Here is a 19,002-nt window from a genome sequence, read left to right as displayed (position 1 = left end):
GATGATTGCAATCGCGCTGAGTACGCCCGCCTGGGCGTTCGCCGACGTAGCCGCTCCTGCACCGAGCACGAATGCGGGTTTCAACGCGGGCTTTCTCGAGATAGACAACCCCTCTGGCGAGCGGATCGATCTAGCGGCGTTTGCGCAACGCAATCGCGTCCTGCCCGGCAATTACCGTGTCAACGTACAGATCAACTACGAATCCGTAGGCACACAGGATCTGCGTTTCGACCTGCCGGCCAACTCAGCCGAAGACAGCGACGCGGTGCCGTGTCTTACGCTCGCGATGTTGCGCCAATGGGGCGTCGACACCAACGCGCCGGCACTCGCCGGCCTGCAGGCCGACGACAGCAGTTGCGTCGATATCGCGAGCCGCATCCCGGGCGCCTCCGTCACGTTTGACCTGGCCCAGCAACAACTGATCATCAGCGTGCCTCAGGCTGCCATGCGCCGCGTGCCACGCGGTTATGTGAGTCCCGACAAATGGGACAACGGCGAAACCGCGTTGATGCTCGACTACAACGTGAACGCCTCGCATAGCAACAACACGGGCGCGGGAAATGTTGGTGGCAGCAGTCAGTCCGATACGGTGTTCGGCACCTTCCGGGCCGGCGTCAACGTGGGCGCCTGGCGCTTCCGCTCCACACTCAGCGCTCAATCGAACCGGCAAGGCAACACGTTCCAGGCAGTCAGCAACTACGCGCAGCGCGACATCGCGCCGTGGCGCGGTCATCTGACGCTCGGCCAAACCGACACGCCGTCGGACGTCTTTGACGGGGTCTCGTTTACCGGCGCTCAAATCGCGTCGGACGACAGCATGCTGCCCGACAGCCAGCAAGGCTATGCGCCGGTCATCCGTGGCGTGGCGCAGACCAACGCCAAAGTCACCGTCCGTCAGCGCGGCTTTGTGATCTATAGCGCGTTTGTGGCGCCTGGTCCTTTCGTGATCGACGACCTCTACGGCGCCTCGACGGGCGACCTGGACGTGACCGTGACCGAAGCGGATGGGCGAGAGACCCACTTTGTGCAGCCGTTCGCGTCGCTACCGGTACTCGCTCGCGAAGGCGCGGTGCGTTACAGCGCGTCGGCCGGCAAGTATCGCAACGGCAATGACAACAACGGGCCGCTCTTCGCGCAGGGCACGTTTGCCCAAGGGTTGCCATACGATCTGACAGTTTATGGCGGCGTGCGTGGCGCGAGCACGTACCAGTCGGTAGCGGCTGGCGTCGGCAAGAACATGGGGGACTTCGGCGCGGTCTCAGTGGATGCGACGTGGGCGCACACGGTACGCGCGGCGACACCGGTGGATACGGGCGGCAGTTCGTCCGGCCGGTCCTTTCGCATCCTGTACGGCAAAGTGTTCGAGAGCGGCACGAACTTCCGCGTCCTCGGCGCGCGTTATTCCACGGCTGGCTTCCGCACTTTCAGCGAAGCCATTCAGGAACGTAACCTTGCCACCGGTCAGTTGGACAACTCGTCCGCGGCGTATATCGGCGCGCGCAAAAGCCGCGTTGAAGGCAGTGTCAGCCAGCAGATGGGCAAGTATGGCTCCGTCTATGCGTCGGTGGCGCAGCAGACGTATTACGGCGGCGCATCCAGCGATCTCTCCGCTCAACTCGGTTACAGCGCGACGGCCCGTCAATTTTCCTACGGCGCGTACTACTCTCAGGGCCGCTCTGCGCAGGGGCAAAAGAATAGCCAGGTGATGGTGAGCGTGTCGATTCCTTTGGGTAAGGAAAGCGCGCGTACCGCCTATGCCAGCGCGAGCTTGACTCATGACAGCGCTACAGGATGGAGCGAACAGGCCAGCGTCAACGGCACGGCGCTCGACGACAACCGCCTCTCGTATGGCGTAACCGCCGAGCATAACGGCGCAGCCAGCCTGGGCGGCAACGGCTACGCAAACTACAACGGCCGCTACGGCAGCATGACGGCCAACGTGAGCGCCGGTAACGGCTATCAGCAGATAGGCGCAAGTGCGGCCGGCAGCGTCGTGGTTCACAAGGGCGGCGTGACGCTGGGCCAGACACTCGGCGGTACCGCTGTGCTGGTGGACGCGAACGGAGCAGCCGACGTCGGCGTGGCCTCCTACCCTGGCGTGCGGACTGACAGCCACGGCTTTGCGGTGGTGCCGAGTGCGGCGCCCTATCGCAGCAACCGAGTCATTCTCGATCCCGAAGGTCTTCCGGATCAGGTTGAACTGAAGGACACCATTCAGGAAGTGGTGCCCACGAACGGCGCGCTGGTCCGCGCCAACTACGCCACCCAGATAGGTATCAAAGCGTTGCTGACGTTACAGGATAGTCGCGGGCAGCCGCTGCCATTCGGCGCCCAGGTCTATGACGCCAAGGGCCAGGAAATCGGCATGGTGAGCGAGGCCGGTGAAGCGTACGTCACTGGGCTGGCCGCACAGGGTGAATTGAACGTGACGTGGGGCGATCGCGACAGCCAGCGTTGCACCGCTTCGTATGCGGTGACGGCGGCTGCGTCGAATCAACTGCCGAAGATGACCACTCGCTGCACGGTGCCCCCACTGCATGCGGCGTCCGCTACTAAGGACCCCGCGTAGTGCTCGCGCATCGCGACTTGCGCGTTATCAAATATTGAGGAATATGCCATGTTGTTAGCATCTATTTTTTTTGGGGTGGTCTGCGGCGGAGAGCGGAAATCGCGCACGCTCTTCGGGATCGCGGCGCTTTGCTTTGGCGTGCTGATGTTGGTTTCGTCACCAGCTGAGGCGGCCTGCACCTTCAAAAACCTTAACTATGGCGAACTCTCGGCGGGCACCATTAACGGATTAACCATCCCGAGTAACGCGCCCGTCGGGGCGGTACTCGCTACTATGAGGTCAACCATAGGGCGCCCAATTATTTCATGCGACGCAGCGGGTGGAGTAGTGGGATTATCCGTGCCGAGTAAACACCAAGGTCTAGCCTACGTGCCCAATATGATCGAGCCCACGGACACGCCTGGAATTGGATACACCGTAAAAGTGTCTGGTGTGATAAACGGAGATTGGACTCAGCGTTTTAACGTTAAAAGTTTCTCTGGAAATCTGACGGTGACGCTTCAACTTATCAAAACTGGCCCAATCACGCTTTCGAGCTCCGGATCGGTCTATCCGTCACCCAACTCTGGCATAAATTGGACAGCCGTTTACACGGATGGCGGTGATGAATACGGTATCCTTACTAGTGGGGCAATCTGGATGCAAGGCGCGATTTCAGCAGCATCCCTCTCCAGTTCCAGCTGCACTACCACGACTCCGTCTGTCACCGTCCCGCTGCCCACAACTACCGTTGGCCAACTGAACCGGATGGATCCCAGCGCGGGCCTGAAGGCATTCAACATCGGCGTGAAGTGTGATCAACTGGGCACCAAGGTCAGGATGACGATGACCGACAACACCAACCCGAGCAACAGATCCAACCAGCTTTCGTTGTCATCCGGTTCCACGGCAACCGGTTTGCAATTGCAGATTCTGAACAATGGCACACCGATCCAGTTCGGGGCAGACTCAGCGGTGCAAAACAACCCGGGGAGCTTTGACATCGGCACTTCGTCGGGTGCCGAGATCAACGTCCCATTGTCGGTTCGCTACATCAAAACGGGAACGGTAAGTGCGGGAAGCGTCAACGCCCTCGCTACGTTCACGCTCAACTATCAGTAAAGCAATCCTTTGCAGGTTGACCGCGTTCGGGCGGCAACCGCGAAGCCGATCCAGATTCGGGCGCACTTGACGCCCGGCGTAGCTTCGACGGATAGGCCATGAGGCCTCGCGCCTGTCCTCAGGCACGCATCCTGCTAACCCGCTATACATCGACATTTCACGCCATGCCGTAACGTCGGCTGATGCATCGGCCGTACGATGTATCGCATGAACACTCAAAACGCCTCCCTTACGCCCGCTCTCGGGCGCATTCTCGCGACCGTTAGCGTGGGCTTCGTCGTCACGCAACTCGACGTGACCATTGTCAACATCGCGCTGCCGAAGATCGGCGCGGACCTGCATGCGAATGTCGCGGGCCTGCAATGGGTCGTCGATGCGTACACGCTTGCATTTGCCGTCCTGATGCTGTCAGCCGGCGCGCTCGGCGACCGTCTCGGCACACGGCGCATGTATGCAGCCGGCATCGTACTGTTCGCGCTGGCGTCGCTCGCCTGCGGACTGGCGCTCGACGCCACCATGCTGGTCGCGGCGCGCGCGGTACAGGGGATTGGCGCGGCCGCGATGTTACCGAACTCGCTCGCGCTGCTCAATCAGTCGTTCGGACAGGATCCAAAGCTCCGGGCGCGCGCGGTCGGCCTGTGGACCGCCGCGGGCGCGGTGGCGATCGCGGCTGGACCGGTGGCCGGCGGTTTGCTGATCGCGGCATTCGGCTGGCGCAGCATCTTCCTCGTCAATCTGCCGATTTGCGCGGCCGGCTTGCTCGCGACGTTGCTCTGGGTGCCACGGCCGGCAGCCGGGCAAAACGGGTCGCAATCCAGCCCTCAACAACCCGGCGACGCAGATGTCAGCCCGCGCGGCATCGATCTGGGCGGCCAGTGCCTCGCCATCGTCGCGTTGACGGCCTTCGTCGCAGCGGTGATCGAATGGCGGCCGTTGGGATTGAGCCATCCGCTGGTGGCCGGCGGCTTTGTCCTCGCATTGCTCGCCGCCGTTGCGTTTATCGTGGTGGAATCGCGTGTCGCAACGCCGATGCTGCCGCTCACCCTGTTCAGCAAGCGCACTTTTAACGCGGCGGTGCTGTTCGGCATCTGCGTGAATCTGACCTACTACGGCATGGTGTTCGTGCTGAGTCTGTATTTGCAGCGCGTGCGCGGCTATACGCCGTTGCAGGCGGGCCTCGCGTTTTTGCCGCTGACTGGGGGTTTCCTGATTTCGAATGTGATGAGCGGCTGGATGATTGGCCGCTTCGGCGTGCGTGTGCCGATGATCGCCGGCGCGATCACCGCGGGGCTCGGCTACGGCCTGCTGCATCGGGTCGACGCCGGCACGCCGCTGCTCGGATTGCTGCTGCCCTTCCTGCTGATTCCGTCCGGAATGGGCCTCGCGGTTCCGGCGATGACCACCGCCGTGCTCGCGTGCGTCGAAGCAAAACGCGCGGGTACCGCATCCGCGGTATTGAATACGGCCCGGCAAGCGGGCGGCGCAGTGGGTGTGGCCGCCTTCGGCGCGCTGGCGAGCGGCGCAGCCGCGACGCAGATTGTCGCGGGCATGCAGGCGGCGACGGCCATTTCAGTGGGCTTGCTGGTGTTCGGTGGCGTGCTGGCCTGCCTCGTTTATCCTGAACCGCACTCGTCCGCCTCCAGTTCACGCGAGGCAGGCCCGACGCGCGCTGGCGAATCGCGCTGAGCGCCTCGGATAGCGTGGCGACTCGCGCAAAAAACAGGCCCCCGCGATGCGCGAGCACCACGGGGGCTGTTTGCTATAAGGCGAGCGTGCGGCCGATGAGGCCGCTCGATCACCGCTACAGGCGTTACAGCCGTTACAGGGAGGCTTCCTGAATCGTGCCGGTATCAATCGCACGCTCGATCAGTCCTTCGTTTTGCGCCTTGGTGATCGCGTCGGCGAGCAGTTTCTCCGGTTCCTCGATCTCGGCCTTGATCGTGCTGATGAGGCCGGACGCATCCAGAATCACCAGCGTTTTCGCCGAGTCGGCGAGGCTGATGATGACCCGATGCGGCGTGGGCCCCTCGCCGAGACTCGCGCACAACTGCGTGACCTTGCCACCAATGGTTTGCTCAAAACTTTGAATCATTATGTGCTCCCTTGATTACAGCCAGAATCGGAAACGACCCGCCCTGCACGCATGATCAGCGATTCAGCCCACCGCGCGGCGCACGCGCGCCGTCGATACTGATACGGCCCGCGCCGGTCACGAACAGCAGAAGGAAGCCACCGGCAATGCCGATGTTCTTCCAGAAATGGATCACCATGTCGCGTTGCAACGCCGGATCGGTGACGTTCCAGAAATCGTGCCCCAGCACTGCCGTGGCCACCGTGTACACGGCCATGATAAGCGCGAGCGGACGGACCTTGAAACCGACGATCAGCAGGAGGCCGCCGAGCGCCTCGACCGCCGTTGCAACCGGCGCGGCCACCTGCAAGAACGGCACGCCCTTCGAATGCAGGTAGCCGACGAAGCCCGCATAGCCCAGCAATTTCATCACGCCGCCCCACAGAAACAGCACGGCAAGGGCAATACGCGCGACGAGGATAACGCCGGAATCGACGGGACGCGTCATGAGGGGGCTCCTGTAAATGAATAAGCAGCAGACCCGGCCAGGCGGCCGCAGTTCCCCGCTTTGCACCTGAGAATATGTGCGTTGGCCGCCTTTTCCAAGTTCGGCGCGGGGCAGACGGCGCGCTATGAGCGAGGCGCGTCCGGTGCGAGCAATACGCCTTTGGTGAACACAAAGCAACCGTAACCCCGCTCTTCGCCAGTCGCGATCACGCAATAGGCTTTGCGCGCCCGGTCATAGAAATCGAAGCGCTCGATCGAAGCAAACGGCACTTCGCGCCCTTCCGCGGCGTTGATCTCGATCTGCGCTTCGCGCTGCACTGCCGGAATCGTATTCGGTTCGCCCACCACTTCCATGCGCGAGGCAGGACGGACAATGAATGTATCCAGCGGCATTACCGACAGGATCGCGCGGATCGCGCGCGGCGCGCTCACGCCGTCGAGGCGCAACAGTTTGCCCAACACCGTGTCACGCGCGACGGAATCGGCGGGGAAATTCGCGTCGCAGATCACCAGTTCGTCGCCATGGCCCATCGAGCGTAGCGCGTGCAATACATCGGCATTTAACAGCGGGTCCAGATTCTTCAGCACGGGGGCTCCTTGAGGTCGGATCGGCTCACCGTCCGGGTTCGGACGGCAAGTCTTCGCAGCGTATAGGTCTTCGCAGCGCGTGCGATCAATTGTAGCAAGCAACGTCGCGGCCACTGGTGGACGCCGGTGTGCCGCGCCGCTCAGCCTTTGCACGCGACGCTGCGGGGCGCACCTTCACGGCACTTCCACCGCAGCCATCCAACCAGCGCGAGCAGCACGAGGCCCGCGCCGCCCAACACCGGCTCGCGCCAGGCCAGCAGCGCCGTGAACGTGAAGGCACGCGCGCCGGCGAGCAATGCGAAACCGGCGATTTCACTCGAAATCGCGTCGACGGCGCCCGACAGGCGTGCAAGTGCGATGCCGGTAGCGGGCGCCGCGGCGGCAGCGGGCTCGTGCATGATGGTCTCCGTGAAAAAGGATGGCTGTCGATGGGTGGTTTATGCAGCGCCGGGCATCTGATCGAGGAAGCCCGTCACCGCCTGCAAGCGGCCGTTGTGATCGACCACACCGAAGTCGGAACCCTTGACGATCGCCTCGCCTGCGGGCGTCGTCAGCTGCCAGGAAAATCGCAGACGGTTCGCGTAGCCGTCCACCTCCGTGGTACGGCGAAACGTGTGATGCGGAAAGCGCTCGTGCACCGCGCGGATCATCGCGTCGATGCCGTCGTGGCCGGCACCCGCCAGCAGCGGATCGAGATAGTCGGCATCGGCGGTCCACGTCGCGGCGATCAACTCGCGACGGCGGGCCGCGTCGGTTTCATTCCATGCGTCGAAATAACGGTCGATCAGATCGGTATGCGCATTCATCACAGACTCCTTGGTTGGCATGACTGAGCACTACGCTCGGCAGACACGTTGTTTGCGGCGGGCTCGGAGTGAAGATTGACGGCGCGCGCGAGGTGCGTCGATTACGTGGGAGGTAAGCATCCGGCTTCACTGGCGCGCAATGCGACGTCCACACGCGCTCAGGATTGGCCATCCGGCCGAATCGTCACCGGCGGCGTCTGCCGCTAACCTTTTCCAGGCAATGTGGGGGCCGCGTAGTACGGACACGCGGCATGTGACGAACGCGATGGGCACGGACTTGAGCCGTCTTTTTCAATATGGTTTTTATGCTTGCGAAATCGTATCCGTACGGATACTCTGATCAGCAGATCGGTTCACCTCCCATGTACACGGTGAACCGCACCGAGGAATTCGATAGCTGGCTGGCCCGTCTCACCGACCTCAGGGCGAGGGCAAAGATCCTGGTGAGGGTTCGGCGTGCGGAACGAGGCCATTTCGGCGACGTGAAGCTGCTGGAAGACGGCGTGTCCGAGATGCGCATCGATTGCGGTCCAGGCCATCGGGTCTACTTCGCGCGTGAAGGGGGCACGGTGTATCTGCTGATCTGTGGTGGGGATAAGTCCACCCAGCCGGCCCACATCAGGCACGCCAGAACAATGTGGGCAGCACTTAGAAAGGAATTGTCATGAGCAAGGTCAAAACCGCCCGATTCGACGCATCGCAGTACCTCGATAGCGAGGAGATGATCGCCGAGTATCTCAACGCCGCCCTGGAAGAAGGCGACGCCGATCTCCTCCTTGCCGCGATTGCCGACATCGCCAAAGCGCGCGGCATCGCCAAGGTCGCGGCGGACGCCGGGCTCGGGCGCGAAAGCCTGTACAAGACGCTCGCCCCCGGCTCCAAACCGCGCATGGATACCGTGTTCAAACTGCTGCGCGCACTCGGCGTCAAGCTCAACGCGGTGCCGGAAGCTGTGGCGCCCGCCTGACTCGCGCTTGCCGCTTTGCCGCTTTCCCGCCGCAATCCTCACCTTGGGCCCGCCGGGTACTCCTTTACCTGTCAGGTAATGGATCGCCAGCGCGCTTTGATTATCATCGGCAGCATGAACACACTTTCTCTCGCGCAAACCGTTCCGTCGAACGCGCCGACGGCCAGCCGCACTGTCGGCGATCTGTTACGCGAATGGCGGCAACGGCGAAGAATGAGCCAATTGCTGCTTGCCGCTGAGGCCGACATTTCAACGCGGCATCTGAGCTTCGTCGAATCTGGCCGCGCGGTGCCCAGCCGGGAAATGGTGATGCATCTTGCTGAGCGGCTCGACGTGCCGCTGCGCGCCCGCAATGCGTTGTTGATCGCGGCAGGTTATGCACCGCTGTTCCGCGAGCGTCCGCTGACAGACCCTCAGCTCGCCGCCGCACGTGAGGCCGTCGATCTCGTGCTCAAGGGCCACGAGCCGTATCCCGCGCTCGCTATTGACCGCCACTGGACCATCGTTGCGGCGAACAACGCGCTCGCGCCGCTGCTGGCCGGTGCCAGCCCTGAGTTGCTCAAGCCGCCTGTGAATGCACTGCGTCTAAGCTTGCATCCGGAAGGCATCTCGGCATCGATCGTCAACTGGCATCCGTGGCGCGCGCACGTGCTGGCCCGATTGCAGCGCCAGATCGAGGTGAGCGGCGACGACACACTGAGCGCGCTGCGCGACGAGTTGGCCGCCTATCCCGCGCCGCCCGGCGCAGCCATGGCCGACCATGACGACGCCGCGATCAGCCAGATCGCCGTGCCGTTGCGGCTGCGCACACCGATTGGCGTGCTCTCCTTCTTCAGCACCACCACGGTGTTTGGCACGCCGGTAGACGTCACGCTTTCAGAGCTGGCCATCGAGGCATTCTTCCCCGCCGACCAGCAGACCGCGGCAGCATTGCGCGAATTCGCCGAAACTCAACGCACCGAGGCACAGGCCGCCGACGCAACAAGGCGCTAGCTGGATACAGCGAGGGCTGGGCAGGTTCGAACGCGGGACCGGCGGCTTCCGGGTGCCCGTCGACTTTCCCCGCTTGTCAGTCAACTTGCACGCCTCGGCCGGCAACATGCCGCGCACTCGTCTGCGGCCCGCGTTTGGCCTGGAAGTCGAACGGATTCGCTCAACCGGCTCCTGGAAGTTACAAATGCGGCCTCGTTTGTAACCGGGGCCGCAGCAACCTGTTACACCTCTGATGGGTCCCCAAAGCGGTAACATTTAGCGGTATTTATTACGCTATATTGCTCGCGCTTTCTATTTCCTTTCTGATTCACGTACGATTTTCCGACCCGGCTCCGCCAACCTTTGTTTGTTCAGACGATTCGACCAGCTGCCCGTCATACAAGGGTTTTCATGGATCAGACAAAAACTTCCAGGGGCAAAAAATCTGCTGCGCGTGACCTATTACAGCGCCGTGAAATAGTTACCGAAATTAGATGTATCTTTTCGGGATATTTTTTTGAGAAGGGATTGATTTCTTGTTTTACCCTTCATACAATTCGACCCAAGCTGTTACGAAATGTAACGCGATGTATCAAGAAGTCGCGATCTGTATCAGGTGGTGACATGTAGCCGGAGGTCATCGTTTCCGGTGAGGCAAAAAAGACATAACGGCGAAAAAAGCCGACATAGTAATTCGGGGCTTCGGAAACACAAAAAATGGACCGTAGCAGCGAGACGCTGGATTCAATCCGCGAGATCAACTTGTCTTACATCATGCTCGCGCAACGTATGTTGCGTGAGGACAAGCCGGTCGGCATGTTCCGACTGGGACTGTCGTCGGAACTGGCTGATTTGCTTGCCGGGCTGTCGCTCGCGCAGATCGTCAAGCTGGCCGCTTCCGATCAGCTTCTGTGCTTCTTCCGCTTCAACGACCACTCAATGCTGTCGGCGTTGACGCAAACGACGAAGCACGCCGCAGTTGCACCGACTCATGCGGCGATCCTGCTTGCAGGCCAGCCTGCCGAGCAGTTTGCTTAATCGAGGTGACTGCGATGCTCAAGCGTAGCCTGACGGAAGACGCACAAGAAGTGTTCCGTGCCATCGCGCTGATTGAACTCGGCGCGCGCATGCAGGTGCTCGAAAGCGAATTGACGCTGTCGCGCGATCGCATGATTCGCCTGTACCGCGAGGTCAAGGGCGTATCGCCGCCCAAGGGCATGCTGCCGTTTTCGGCGGACTGGTATATGACGTGGCTGGCGAACATCCACGCGTCATTGTTCTACAACACGTACCTGTTCCTGAAGAACGAAGCGCGCTGCTCGCATCTGGATGCGCTGACCAAGGGGTATCGGCTGTATCTGGAACATTGCCAGCACAGCGAAACCGAACCAGTGCTCGATTTGACGCGTGCGTGGACATTGGTCCGTTTCTTCGACGCCGACATTTTGCAGCTGACCAAATGCTGCCGCTGCACCGGCAAGTTCGTGGCCCACCGGCACGATCTGCAGCATAACGTGGTGTGCGGCGCCTGCCAGCCGCCATCACGCGCAGGCAAGACGAAGAAAGCTGCCGCGGCCCGCCAGGAAGCACTCAACGCATTGGAAGCATCACAGGTCGCGCAGGCCGCTTGAGTTGAATTGAATCGATGCAGGCTGGTCCGGCCTGACTCGAACCGAAGCGTCACAATAAAGGTCCGCCATCGCGGACCTTTTTTATTTCACCGTGGCGATGAAACCTGACTTCAAAACTCGGTCAGTCCACCAGCCCCACCGTCTGCACCACCAGCCACAGGTTCGCCGCGCTGATCACGACGAACAGCGACCATACGAGGAGCCGCGTCGGCAGCGTGTTGGCGAATTCGCCCATCAACGAACGATCGCTCGTCATGCGGATCAGCGGATAAAGCGCAAACGGCAGTTGCAGGCTCAGCACGACCTGGCTTGCGACCAGCAGTTTGCCAACCGCGCCATTGCCCATCATCTGCACGCCGATCAGCGCCGGGATCAGCGCGAGCGCCCGCGTGATGAAACGCCGCTGCCAGCACGGGATTTTCAGCTTCAGAAAACCCTCCATGATGACCTGCCCGGCCACCGTGCCGGTAAAGGTCGAACTTTGTCCCGAGGCAAGCAGCGTGATCGCGAACAGCACCGCCGCGAAACCCGTTCCGACAATGGGCGCGAGCAGCTTGTACGCATCTTCGATTTCGGTGACCTGGTTGTGGCCGGTGGCGTGGAACGCGGCGCCCGCGAGAATCAGGATCGCCATGTTGATCAGTAGCGCGAGCACCAGCGACACGATCGTATCGAGCCGCGATATGCCGATCGCCGAGCGGATGCTGGCCGGATCGCGCTTCACCGCGCGTGTCTGCACGATCGACGAATGAAGGTAGAGGTTGTGCGGCATCACGGTCGCGCCGAGTATGCCGATCGCCAGATACATCGGCTCGCGGCTGCTGAGGGCCTGCCACGACGGGATCAGCCCTTGCGCGACGGACGGCCAATGCGGTTGCACCAGCGCCAGTTCGATGATGTAACCGACGCCGATGGTGGTGATCAGCCCGAGCATGATCGCCTCGAGATCGCGAAAATTCTTGCCCTTCAGACCCAGCACGATCAGCGTGTCGAACGCGGTGAGCAAGACGCCCGTGGTCAGCGAGCATTTGAAAAGCAGATGGAAGGCAAGCGCGCCGCCGAGCACCTCGGCGAGATCGCAGGCAATGATCGACAGCTCCGCGAGCAGCCACTGGAAGCGCGCGACCGCCGGCGAATAGCGCATGCGCGACAATTGCGCGAGGTCCTGCCCGGTGGCGATACCGAGGCGCATGCTCAGGCACTGCAGCGCCATTGCCGCAAGACTCGACAGCACGACGACGAACAACAGGCTGTAGCCGTAACGCGAACCGGCTTCGATGTCGGTGGCCCAGTTGCCGGGGTCCATATAGCCGATCGAAATCAGCAGACCGGGTCCTGCGAATTGCAGGATCTTTTTCCAGAACGGAGCGCCTTGCGAGAAGTCGACCGTGCCCTGCACTTCGGACGGGCAAAACGGCGCGGTTGCGGTGGTCGGTAGTTTGAACTGCAAACCGGTGGCCTCTTGAAGGGTTGAAACCGCGGCGCGCCGTGAAGGCCGCCGCGAACCGCCTCAAGTGTACAAAGAAACTTCCGGCAATGTCCCGCTCAGTGCGTAACGGCCGACATCGCGCACGCGATAGTCGAGCGGATCGTGCAAGGTGTGCACGCGGGCGTTGCGCCAGAAGCGGTCGAGCGCGAGCGGTGCGTGCGTGGCGCGGGCGCCGCAGGCATCGAACAGCTTTTCGCTGACGTCGAGCGCGGCGCGGTGCGCGACGATTTTCGCCTCCGAGGTGGCGAGCGCGACATGGGCACGAGCTTCGGCCGTGAGTGCCGGGCCCTGCTGCCACGCGTCTTCGAGCGCATAGGCTGCGCGCGTTGCCAGCGCCTCCCCGCTCACCGCTTGCAGATGCATCTCGCCGAAGCGCTGGATCAGGTAGGGATCGTCGGTCGCGCGCTCGACGCCGGAACTGATCCACGGCCTGCCGTGCTGCGTGACATACGCGCGTGCTTCTTCGAGCGCGCCCTGCGCAATACCGACAAACAGATTGGTGAGCACCTGCTGCGAGATCAGCGTGCGTAGACTCGCGTAGGGCGTGTCGGCACGTTCGAGCACTTCGTGCGGCTCGATCCTGACCTGCGCGAACGACACGCTGCCGCTATCCGTTTGCCGCTGGCCAATCGGATTCCAGTCTTCGTGGACGGTGATCCCTTCGCGCGTGGTCGGGACCACGGCAAAAACCGGTTTGCCGGTGGCCTGATCGTGGGCGGACACGGTCATCATCTGCGAGCCGCGCGTGCCGGAGCAAAAGCCTTTTTGCCCATCGAGACGATAGCCACCGTCGCTGGTTGCGCTCGCAACGAGTCGCGTGTCGAGCGGATTGACCGCGTTGCCCCACCACCAGCGCCCTTCCACCGTGCCGCTCAGATAGCGTGCACGTTGTTGCGGATTCCCCCATACATTCACGCTGACCACCTGCAGGCACGTAAAGCCCAGCAGGTGCGCAAGTGCACTGTCGACTCGCGCGATCGCCCGAATCGTCTCGTAGATGTCGGGCCAGCGCGCGCCGGCGCCGCCGAATTCGCCCGGTACGGCAAGCGTCAGCAGACCCGCGTCGGCGATCCACTGTTTTTCCTGCGCGGCGTGGCCGCCGTCACGATCGCGTTGCGCCGCGCTCGCATGCAATGCGTCGAGCAATCCGGCGAGATCACGCACCGCGGGTGCGACAGACGAATCCGGTGTTTCGGGCGCGTCGAGCGTGCCAGGACGATGAGGTTCGTTCATGCCATTTCCACGTGAAGGGGTTTGGCGAGCGGCACGAGCGTTCCCAGCGCAACCGGCTCCCGCCCGATCAGACGCGCGAGAATTTCGCGACGCCAGTCGTCGTAGATCGCCTGATAAGCGGTGATGTCCGCGCCGAATACGTGGGCCGTATGCGCGTATTCGTCATGCAAATAGCCATCCAGCAACTGCTGCGCTTCGTTATCCGCGGCGATGATCTGCGCGATGAGCGTTTCGCGCTGCGCGCCGTGCGTGGCGGCGAGGCGTGCCTGCCACCAATGAATGATCTGGACACGGTGCCATTCCTCGTCCGGACGGATGCGATTTTCGCCGTGCTCACGCATCGCGCCGTCGGCGATCGTGCCAGTTTTGCGCTGGATCCACAGCTTCGCGAGGATGTGCAATTCATAGTGCCATTCGAACGCGAGGAAGCCGGCGAGATCGCGCACCGGCAGATCGCCCAGGCGCTCCCAATGCGCGCGCACCAGCCGCTCAATCTCGGGCAGCGGATCGCGCCCCGTCAGCGCGACGATCCGCTCGCGGGCGAGTACTGCATGCGCGCCGTCGTCGCCCAGTTGACGCGCGAGAATCAGCTGGAAATGGGGATCGTCGGCAAACAAGGTATCGATTGCCCGCGCCACCACCTGCACGATAAACAGATCGTGAGACGCCATCCGCGTGTAGTAGTCGCGGATCGCATTCACTTCCTCTTCATTGGCCGGTTCGCGCGGCGCACCGGCAAGCTTGTCCGGGAAGTTCGGTACATGCCTGCGCGCGACCTGCAGGAACAGTTGTTCTTCGAAAACAGCGTCCCATTGCTGGGGGATAAAAACCTGTGTCATTTGATTTCTCTCGTCAGATGGCGTGGTCATGCGCGCTGTGCCAGCCGCCGCACAAAGCGATCGCCGATGAACTGCACTGCCGTCACGATGACGATCAACAACACGATCACCGTCACCATGACGGTGGTGTCGAAACGCTGATAGCCGTAGCGGATCGCCAGATCGCCCAGACCACCCGCGCCGACCGCGCCCGCCATTGCCGACGAGCCGATCATCGCCACCACGGTGATCGTGAAGCCACCAAGAATGCCCGGCAGCGCTTCAGGCAACAGCACATGCCAGATGATGTGCCGGCGTTGCGCACCCATCGCCTGCGCCGCTTCGATCAAACCGCGATCCACTTCGCGCAGGCTGACTTCGGCCACGCGGGCAAAAAAAGGAATCGCTGCAATGCTGAGCGGCACGATGGCGGCCCAGACACCAATCGTCGTGCCGATCAGCAAACGCGTGAGCGGCAACAACGCAACCAGCAGAATGATGAAAGGCGTCGAACGGAACGCGTTGACGAGCGCACCGAGCGTGCTGTTGAGTGCACGTTTTTCAAAGATGCCGCCGCGCGTGGTCGTCACCAATACCAGTGCGAGCGGAATGCCGATCAGCGCCGCGAAGAACGCGGATACGCCGACCATCACGATCGTGTCGCGAATCGCGTCGGCAAGTTCGGAGAGCCAGAGATCAGACATAGCCGAGCACCTCCACATGGTTGGCATAGTGACGCGCGCGCTCGAGCAGCGTCGCGATCTGTTTCTGCACCGTGCTGTCCGCATTCGCGCGCAGGTGTGCCGACACCACCAGACGCCCTTGCGCATGCCCCTGAATCCGGTCGATGCCACCGTGCACGAAACTGACCCGGCCTCCATCGACGCCTAGCGCACTCGTCAGACCACCCAGATCGGGCTCGCGTGCATCGACGCCGGTGAACCGTACGTCGAGCAGAATCTGTGCGTCCGATAGCGCGATGTCGTGGACAGGTTTGACGCGCGCGGCCAGATCCGCGGGCAGGTCGTGCACGAGCGTGCGCAGCAACGCACGCGTGGCATCGTGCTGCGGCGCGCCGAACACGCGCCACACGGGCCCCGTCTCCACCACTTCGCCGCGCTCGATCACCGCTACTGTGTCGCAGACTTCGCGGATCACCTGCATCTCGTGCGTGATCAGCACGATCGTCAGATTGAGGCGTCGATTGATATCGCGCAGCAACGCGAGAATGGCTTGCGTCGTTTCAGGATCGAGTGCGGACGTCGCCTCGTCGCAGAGCAGAATGTCCGGGTCAGTGACCAGGGCGCGGGCGATGCCCACGCGCTGCTTCTGGCCGCCGGACAAACTCGCCGGATAGGCGTCACGTTTGGCGGACAGACCCACCAGTTCGAGCAGCGCGTCGACCTTTTTATCGATCGCCGCTTTCGGCGCACCGGCAATTTTCAGGGGCAGCGCGATGTTCTCGCGCACCGTCTTGGCGGAGAGCAGGTTGAAATGCTGGAACACCATGCCGATCCGCCGTCGCAACGTCACGAGCCCGCGCTCGTCGAGTTCGCCGACACTCACGCCATTCACTCGCACGCTGCCGGTGCTCGGCTTCTCCAGGCCGTTGATGAGCCGCAGCAGCGTCGATTTGCCCGCGCCGCTGCGGCCGATGATGCCAAACACCTCGCCGCGCGCCACATTCAATGCGACGTTCGCTAGTGCCGCGGTCGACTCGCCACGCGAGTTGGCAAAAGTCTTGCCCACGTCGTCGAACACGACGGCGGCTTGCTGCGCTTCGTCTGATACGCGATTTGACGCAAGGGACGGCGCGTCTTCAATGAATTGCGGCACGTCGAAAAGATTGGTCATGTGTGTCGCTCCTTTCACGCTTCCACAGTGACGCGCGCGCTCGATCGCGCATGCCGGTACTGCGCGCCGGTGTGTGTGTCGGGCAGTCGCGCGCGGCCACCGCCAAACAGCTTTTCGCGCAGGGTCGGCGCGGGATCGTAGTCCTCCTTATAGACGCCGCGATTCTGCAATTCCGGCACCACCAGATCCACAAAGTCTTCGAACGATTCGGGCATCACCGTGCGCGTCAGATTGAAGCCATCGACACCGGCTTCCTCGATCCACGACACCAGTTCATCCGCGATCTGTTGCGGCGAGCCGACCACGGGTTTTGCACGGCCACCGAGCGTCATCTGTTCGAGCACTTTGCGTTTGGTCCACACGCCGCTCACACTCTTCTTCGAAATCGCGTCGACTGCCGACTGCATCGACTCGGTCTTCACATAGGAGATCGGCTCGTCCAGCTCGTATTGCGAGAAATCGATTCCCGTCGAACTGGAGAAGTGCGCGATGCCGCCCTCCGCGCTCGCGTAACGCCGGTACTCGTCGAATTTCTCCTGCGCCGCGCGTTCTGTTTCGCCGACTACGACGGTGATGCCCGCAAAAATCCTGATATCGTCCGGCGCGCGGCCGAAGCGCACCGCCCGCGCGCGAATGTCGTCGACAATGGAACGCGTCAACTGTTTGTTCTGCCCGCCCACAAACACGCATTCCGCGTGACGTGCAGCGAAATCGACGCCACGGCTCGACGAACCCGCCTGATACAGAACCGGCGTGCGTTGCGGCGACGGCTCGCTCAGATGAATCGCATCGATCGAGTAGTACGGGCCGTCGTGCTTCACGCGATGCACCTTGTCCGGATGCGAGAAAATGCGCGACGCGCGGTCACGCACCACCGCGTCGTCTTCCCAGCTTTGCTCCCAAAGCTTGTAGACCACGCCCATGTAATCGTCGGCGCGGTCATAGCGGTCGTCGTGACTGATCTGTTGCGCGAGACCCATGCCGCGCGCCGCACTATCCAGATAGCCGGTGACGATGTTCCAGCCCACGCGACCTTTGGTCAGATGATCGAGCGTCGACATGCGGCGCGCGAACAGATACGGCGGCTCGTAAGTGAGATTCGACGTCACGCCGAAGCCGATGTGCCTTGTCACATGCGCCATGGCCGGCACGATCAAGGCCGGATCGTTGATGGGAATCTGCACGGCTTCGCGCAGCGGCGTATCGGGGCCGCCCTGATACACGTCATATACGCCGACGATATCCGCGAGAAAAATTCCATCGAACTTGCCGCGCTCGAGGGTTTGCGCGAGGCTCGTCCAGTAGTCGAGGTCCGTGTAATGCGCGGAACGGTCGCGCGGATGGGTCCATAAACCGTGATTGATGTGACCGACCGCATTCATGTTGAACGCGTTCAGCAGGATTTTTTTCTTCGCCATGGTGCGGCTCCCGGTTCCGTTAGTCTGCTCACCAGGCCACGGCGTACAGATTGCCGAAGGCTTTGTCGAGCGCGGCGCGCACGGCCGGCGAATGCTGATAGATCGAGATGAATTTGCGGATGCGCGGATCATTCGCGCTTTCCGGCCGCACAACCCACTGGATCGCGTAGTTCTTGTTCTCCAGACCGTCGAACAGCAGCGCGCTGTTCGGATCTGTCGTGCCCGCGAGCTTGATGAAGCTCGGATAGCCTTGCGCCAGATCGACGTCGTCGAGCGAGCGGGCCAGCTGCGAGGCCTCCAGCTGGACGATTTTCAGGTGCTTCGGGTTGTCGACGATGTCGAGCGTGGTGGCGCGATAGTCGATGCCCGGCGTCAGTTTGATGAGGCCGGCGCGTTGCAGCAGCAACAGGCCACGGCCGCCATTGACCGGGTCGTTGGCGATCGCGACGGTGGCGCCGTCCTTCAGTTCGTCGAAGCGCTTGATCTTCTTCGAGTACAGGCCGATCTTCATGATCGTGCCCGGTGCGATGGCGACGAAGTTATAGCCACCCTGCTTCTTCGCATTCTCGAGAAACGGAATGTGCTGGAAGTAGTTGACGTCGATATCCTTGTTGGCGAGCGCCGCGTTCGGCGTGTTCCAGTCGGTGAACTCGATGATCTTCACATCGAGCCCCTGCTCCTTCGCTTCGCGCACGGCAACCTTGAGCGCCTCGATTTGCGGACTGGTGGCGGTGCCGATCTTCAGCGTGGGTGTGTCGGCCGCGAATGCCGACGAGGCCGGCAACGCGAATACGAGACTCAGGGCGCTGATGAAAGTGAGGGTGGGCACGCGGAAAAAGCGCCACACGGTGGACAGAGAAATACGCATGATGAGCTCGTTAGATTTTAGGCGTGGTGTGTTTCGAGGCGAGCGGATCCAACGGCATGCCTACGGGCGCGCCGGAATCGATCGGACGACGGAAATCTGCGGCGCGCGGT

At 62.1% G+C, this 19,002-nt stretch carries 20 protein-coding genes; 8 read left to right on the top strand and 12 right to left on the bottom strand.

Features of this window, described 5'->3' with window-relative positions:
• Nucleotide 1: 1 nt before the first annotated feature.
• The 3 genes from PQR27_RS21995 (at nt 2) to PQR27_RS21985 (ending at nt 5,356) form a co-directional block, all read left to right on the top strand.
• On the top strand, nt 2–2,569 hold the full coding sequence (locus tag PQR27_RS21995) for a fimbria/pilus outer membrane usher protein (RefSeq protein ID WP_408525768.1): 2,568 nt from the start codon (nt 2–4) through the stop codon (nt 2,567–2,569).
• Between the two features lie 48 nt (nt 2,570–2,617).
• The gene (locus tag PQR27_RS21990) at nt 2,618–3,670 is read left to right on the top strand and encodes a fimbrial protein (protein ID WP_408525767.1); all 1,053 of its coding nucleotides are present in this window, start codon (nt 2,618–2,620) and stop codon (nt 3,668–3,670) included.
• A gap of 198 nt (nt 3,671–3,868) precedes the next feature.
• Complete coding sequence (locus PQR27_RS21985; RefSeq protein WP_408525766.1) at nt 3,869–5,356, top strand: MFS transporter; 1,488 nt, start codon at nt 3,869–3,871, stop codon at nt 5,354–5,356.
• A gap of 133 nt (nt 5,357–5,489) precedes the next feature.
• Here PQR27_RS21985 and PQR27_RS21980 read toward each other — a convergent pair whose 3' ends face one another.
• The 5 genes from PQR27_RS21980 to PQR27_RS21960 all read right to left on the bottom strand — a co-directional run bounded on the left by PQR27_RS21980 (nt 5,490) and on the right by PQR27_RS21960 (nt 7,642).
• A complete protein-coding gene (locus PQR27_RS21980; RefSeq protein ID WP_408525765.1) occupies nt 5,490–5,762 on the bottom strand; it encodes a hypothetical protein in 273 nt (90 codons plus the stop codon).
• Between the two features lie 55 nt (nt 5,763–5,817).
• Nucleotides 5,818–6,249 (bottom strand): DoxX family protein, encoded by a 432-nt coding sequence (locus PQR27_RS21975; protein WP_408525764.1) that lies wholly within the window; start codon nt 6,247–6,249, stop codon nt 5,818–5,820.
• Between the two features lie 122 nt (nt 6,250–6,371).
• On the bottom strand, nt 6,372–6,836 hold the full coding sequence (locus PQR27_RS21970) for an RbsD/FucU family protein (protein WP_408525763.1): 465 nt from the start codon (nt 6,834–6,836) through the stop codon (nt 6,372–6,374).
• 140 nt (nt 6,837–6,976) lie between these two features.
• Nucleotides 6,977–7,234, bottom strand: coding sequence for a hypothetical protein (locus tag PQR27_RS21965; protein ID WP_408525762.1), 258 nt, complete (start codon nt 7,232–7,234; stop codon nt 6,977–6,979).
• Nucleotides 7,235–7,273: 39 nt separating this feature from the next.
• Nucleotides 7,274–7,642 (bottom strand): nuclear transport factor 2 family protein, encoded by a 369-nt coding sequence (locus tag PQR27_RS21960; RefSeq protein WP_408525761.1) that lies wholly within the window; start codon nt 7,640–7,642, stop codon nt 7,274–7,276.
• A 362-nt stretch (nt 7,643–8,004) separates the two neighbouring features.
• Between PQR27_RS21960 and PQR27_RS21955 the strand changes: the two genes are divergently transcribed.
• The 5 genes from PQR27_RS21955 (at nt 8,005) to flhC (ending at nt 11,212) form a co-directional block, all read left to right on the top strand.
• Nucleotides 8,005–8,310, top strand: coding sequence for a type II toxin-antitoxin system RelE/ParE family toxin (locus PQR27_RS21955; RefSeq protein ID WP_408525760.1), 306 nt, complete (start codon nt 8,005–8,007; stop codon nt 8,308–8,310).
• Complete coding sequence (locus PQR27_RS21950; RefSeq protein ID WP_408525759.1) at nt 8,307–8,609, top strand: addiction module antidote protein; 303 nt, start codon at nt 8,307–8,309, stop codon at nt 8,607–8,609. Before PQR27_RS21955 ends, PQR27_RS21950 begins: the two co-directional genes overlap by 4 nt.
• Before the next feature lie 114 nt (nt 8,610–8,723).
• Nucleotides 8,724–9,602 carry a helix-turn-helix domain-containing protein gene (locus PQR27_RS21945; RefSeq protein ID WP_408525758.1) on the top strand — a complete coding sequence of 293 codons (879 nt, stop codon included), beginning with the start codon at nt 8,724–8,726 and terminating at the stop codon, nt 9,600–9,602.
• Nucleotides 9,603–10,298: 696 nt separating this feature from the next.
• A complete protein-coding gene (flhD, locus tag PQR27_RS21940; protein ID WP_028194930.1) occupies nt 10,299–10,619 on the top strand; it encodes a flagellar transcriptional regulator FlhD in 321 nt (106 codons plus the stop codon).
• A 14-nt stretch (nt 10,620–10,633) separates the two neighbouring features.
• A complete protein-coding gene (gene flhC, locus PQR27_RS21935) occupies nt 10,634–11,212 on the top strand; it encodes a flagellar transcriptional regulator FlhC (RefSeq protein WP_408525757.1) in 579 nt (192 codons plus the stop codon).
• Between the two features lie 121 nt (nt 11,213–11,333).
• Here flhC and PQR27_RS21930 read toward each other — a convergent pair whose 3' ends face one another.
• From PQR27_RS21930 to PQR27_RS21900, 7 genes are read right to left on the bottom strand one after another with little or no spacing between them, the layout of a single operon-like run.
• Nucleotides 11,334–12,662, bottom strand: coding sequence for an Nramp family divalent metal transporter (locus PQR27_RS21930; RefSeq protein WP_408525756.1), 1,329 nt, complete (start codon nt 12,660–12,662; stop codon nt 11,334–11,336).
• A 60-nt stretch (nt 12,663–12,722) separates the two neighbouring features.
• Nucleotides 12,723–13,934, bottom strand: coding sequence for an acyl-CoA dehydrogenase family protein (locus tag PQR27_RS21925; protein ID WP_408525755.1), 1,212 nt, complete (start codon nt 13,932–13,934; stop codon nt 12,723–12,725).
• Nucleotides 13,931–14,773: a hypothetical protein gene (locus PQR27_RS21920; protein WP_408525754.1), complete on the bottom strand. Its 843-nt coding sequence runs from the start codon at nt 14,771–14,773 to the stop codon at nt 13,931–13,933. Before PQR27_RS21920 ends, PQR27_RS21925 begins: the two co-directional genes overlap by 4 nt.
• Nucleotides 14,774–14,799: 26 nt before the next feature.
• On the bottom strand, nt 14,800–15,456 hold the full coding sequence (locus tag PQR27_RS21915; RefSeq protein WP_408525753.1) for a methionine ABC transporter permease: 657 nt from the start codon (nt 15,454–15,456) through the stop codon (nt 14,800–14,802).
• A complete protein-coding gene (locus PQR27_RS21910) occupies nt 15,449–16,606 on the bottom strand; it encodes a methionine ABC transporter ATP-binding protein (protein WP_408525752.1) in 1,158 nt (385 codons plus the stop codon). Before PQR27_RS21910 ends, PQR27_RS21915 begins: the two co-directional genes overlap by 8 nt.
• Before the next feature lie 14 nt (nt 16,607–16,620).
• On the bottom strand, nt 16,621–18,024 hold the full coding sequence (locus tag PQR27_RS21905; protein WP_408525751.1) for an LLM class flavin-dependent oxidoreductase: 1,404 nt from the start codon (nt 18,022–18,024) through the stop codon (nt 16,621–16,623).
• Nucleotides 18,025–18,052: 28 nt separating this feature from the next.
• Nucleotides 18,053–18,892, bottom strand: a complete 840-nt coding sequence (locus PQR27_RS21900; RefSeq protein ID WP_408525750.1) for a MetQ/NlpA family ABC transporter substrate-binding protein — start codon at nt 18,890–18,892, stop codon at nt 18,053–18,055.
• Nucleotides 18,893–19,002 lie beyond the last annotated feature (110 nt).

Origin of the sequence: Paraburkholderia fungorum (assembly GCF_046027215.1) — a bacterium.
Classification (GTDB): domain Bacteria; phylum Pseudomonadota; class Gammaproteobacteria; order Burkholderiales; family Burkholderiaceae; genus Paraburkholderia; species Paraburkholderia fungorum_D.
The sequence above is the reverse complement of the archived record's forward strand: the minus strand, read 5'-3'. Positions and strand labels throughout refer to the sequence as shown.